Annotated in this window: 4 protein-coding genes and 1 pseudogene; 1 reads left to right on the top strand and 4 read right to left on the bottom strand. The window is 34.6% G+C overall.

Going from position 1 to position 3,067, the window contains the following annotated elements; translation table 11 throughout:
* The 3 genes and pseudogenes from AACY61_RS11290 to AACY61_RS11280 form a co-directional block, all read right to left on the bottom strand.
* A pseudogene (locus AACY61_RS11290) lies at positions 1–102 on the bottom strand (SAM-dependent methyltransferase); the annotation flags it as partial.
* 3 nt (positions 103–105) lie between these two features.
* On the bottom strand, positions 106–552 hold the full coding sequence (locus tag AACY61_RS11285) for a hypothetical protein (RefSeq protein ID WP_339611689.1): 447 nt from the start codon (positions 550–552) through the stop codon (positions 106–108).
* Position 553: 1 nt separating this feature from the next.
* Positions 554–1,063, bottom strand: coding sequence for a DUF4920 domain-containing protein (locus tag AACY61_RS11280; RefSeq protein WP_339611688.1), 510 nt, complete (start codon positions 1,061–1,063; stop codon positions 554–556).
* 121 nt (positions 1,064–1,184) lie between these two features.
* Between AACY61_RS11280 and AACY61_RS11275 the strand changes: the two genes are divergently transcribed.
* On the top strand, positions 1,185–2,240 hold the full coding sequence (locus AACY61_RS11275; protein WP_339611687.1) for a branched-chain amino acid aminotransferase: 1,056 nt from the start codon (positions 1,185–1,187) through the stop codon (positions 2,238–2,240).
* A gap of 4 nt (positions 2,241–2,244) precedes the next feature.
* Here the strand turns inward: AACY61_RS11275 and AACY61_RS11270 are convergent, their stop codons facing one another.
* The gene (locus tag AACY61_RS11270; protein ID WP_339611686.1) at positions 2,245–2,637 is read right to left on the bottom strand and encodes a nucleoside triphosphate pyrophosphohydrolase family protein; all 393 of its coding nucleotides are present in this window, start codon (positions 2,635–2,637) and stop codon (positions 2,245–2,247) included.
* Positions 2,638–3,067 lie beyond the last annotated feature (430 nt).

Genomic DNA, 3,067 nt, shown 5'->3' with positions numbered 1-3,067 from the left:
AGCTTCTTGAATTGCCCCGTGTTTAGAGTGATAGCTTTCTTCCCAGTCATCCAAATGTATGGTAGTGGATCCGTCGGCTGTTATAATCACTTTTCGGTTCAAGGTTTACTTTATTAATAATTTTTTGATTCGAGGAATGGGACCTGTACATTCAGTCTGATGACAGTTTAAACAGAGTTTTACAGCGTCATTGTATCGCTTTTCAAGAGGAACTTGGGATGTAGAGTCAAAAATTAATTCAAACTTTTCTACAAACAAATGAGAATAAGCTTCAAATGTCTGGTTTCGCTCTTTGAAATCAGACATTTGAGCTGAGTGAATCTTTAAGATTTCTTCAGGAAAATCCGTTGGAGTAGTTCCATTTTGGATGTCTTCTTTAATGCTTTTTTGAATGTCAAACATCACATTCATATGAAGTGCCATTTCTGAAGGTTCATACAAATCATATTTTTTTTCTTCAGAATCAGAACCAAAGTTTTGGGATGATTTTTGGCTTTCGTATTTACAAGAAGAGCAAACAACAAAAAGCAATATAAGAAAGAATCTGAACATATTATTCCTTTAATAATACTCCTTTCGCTTCAAAAGAAAGCGTCTTTTTAGGTTCAATAATCTTCGCGATTTCTTCATCAGAGGCATCAGCATCTTCTGCGTAGTGACGTTGTTCCTCCACACTCATTTCTTCTACATAGGCTTTACCTTCAAGAATGACTTCTTCGCCGGCAATATTTTTAGGCATAAAAAAACCATAATCTTTAAAACGGACCATAGTTTCTTGATCTCCTAAATCTATTTTCATCCAGCAACCTTTACTTTGACAAACTTCATTAACTGTTGAGGTAAATTTTACATCAACTGTGTCTCCGGGTTTTAAGTTTTCAAAAAGTGTTGCCATTTCTTCCTTTGAAATCGCTTCTTCCTGGCTTATACTTTCACCAAAAGAAGCAAATGATATTTCTTCAACCAATTCGTCTGCCGAGACTTGCTGGTTTTCAGGATTGTTTTTACAAGCTCCGAGCGTTAATGTTAATAAGATGCTCAAAATTAAAAGTGATTTTTTCATTTTTGTTTAATTAAATCTTGTTATTGGAATAATCTTTAAATATACTGCAATTTTATGAAATTTTTAAATTTTAAAAGCTTAAAAAAATGACTACTTTTGTGGTGCCTTAAAAAAATTAATAATGCAAGAAAACAACACTCTTCCAATAATAATTAATAAAGCTGAAAAATCAAGACTGGACCAGGTTGACTTTGACAATTTAACTTTTGGGAACGTTTTTACTGATCATATGTTGACTTGTGAGTTTGTTAATGGAAAGTGGCAAACCCCTGTGATTGAACCCTATGGTCCATTAACAATTTCTCCGGGAGCAAGAGTATTTCATTATGGGCAGGCAGTTTTTGAAGGTATGAAAGCTTACAGGGATGATCAAGATGAAGTTTGGTTATTCAGACCTGAAGAAAATTTTTTACGATTAAATAAGTCTTCTAAAAGACTTGCAATGCCTGAACTTCCAAGAGAAGTGTTTTTGACCTTACTTCGAATGGATAAAAAATGGGTTCCAAAAGGATATGGAAACTCACTCTACATTCGTCCATTTGTTTTTGGTGATCAAGTGGGAGTTTCTGCAGCTCCGTCTGGAACTTATAAGTTTATGATATTACTTTGCCCTGTTAAAGCATACTATACCGGTGATGTTAAGGTCTTAATCGCCGAAACATACAGTCGTGCTGCTAATGGAGGAGTTGGGGCTGCCAAAGCTGCAGGAAATTACGGCGCTCAGTTTTACCCAACTAGTCTTGCAAAAGAAAAAGGTTTTGATCAAATTATCTGGACTGATGATTGCTCTCACCAATACCTTGAAGAAGCAGGCACTATGAACCTGTTTTTTAGAATTAATAATACTCTAGTAACAGCCCCCACAAGTGACAGAATTTTAGATGGTGTGACCCGTAAAAGTGTTTTAGCTTTAGCAGAACGAGAAGGTATTTCTACTGAAGTTAGAAAAATCACAGTTTCAGAACTCCTTGAAGCTGCCAAAAACAAAAGTCTTAAAGAAATTTTTGGCGCAGGCACTGCCGCTGTGATAAGTCCGGTATCAGGATTTGGGTATAAAGAGGATTATTTTGAATTGACACCTCAGGAAGATTCATTTGCAAAACGCATGAAAAAAAGCCTGCTAGATATTCAGTACAACCTTGTTGAAGATACGTTTAACTGGACTTTAAAAATTTAAAAAATCAACTTTTACTTTCCAATATTTTTCCAATTTTGGGAGTGAAATAGTTGGGTCCTTTGAGAACTTTACCGTCTTCTCTGTAAATTGGTTTTCCGTCTGCTCCCAGCTTACTCATGTTACTTCTTTGAATTTCCTCAAACACGGCTTCAATTACATCTTGCATACCATGTTCTATGATAGTACCGCAAAGTATATACAACATATCTCCCAGTGCATCTGCAACTTCAACTAAATCATTATTATTGGCTGCTTCCAAATATTCTTCATTCTCTTCACGCATTAACTTATAGCGCAGTAAGTTTTTGGCCTCACCCAAGTCTGCTGCTGGTTTGCTTTTTATTCCTAAACCAAAGGCACTGTGAAATTCTGAGACTGCTTCAATTTTTCGCTTCATATTTTAAATTTTGGTTGTAATTTTACATTTTATAAATCTACACATTTATGTTTACTTCCGGTCAATGGATTGTTGCAATTTTATTTTTCATTGCTTTTGTTATCTTAATGATTTACAGTTATAACAAAGACAAAAAACTTCATAAAAAAAACTACAAAGGTGTTGGTTGGGTGTTGGTTGGGTTTATATCGTTCATCCTTTTTTTATTTCTCATAAAATTTTTGATGAAATAAAAAAAGCTGACAGAAATAAAATCTGACAGCTTTTTACATAAGGTTTAATCAATACAATTAATCGTTAGTTAGAAACCCATAGTTCTTTGCATAGTAAAGCATTTGCTCTTCAAATGATTCAGGCCATGACATTTTAAACTCAGTAATTGTTCCATTTTCATCTTCAACTGGAGTGATGACAGGATTTACGAACCCAC

Source organism: uncultured Planktosalinus sp., from assembly GCF_963973675.1.
Classification (GTDB): Bacteria; Bacteroidota; Bacteroidia; order Flavobacteriales; family Flavobacteriaceae; genus Planktosalinus.
Note: the sequence above shows the minus strand (reverse complement) of the source record. Positions and strands in the feature narration are given on the sequence as shown.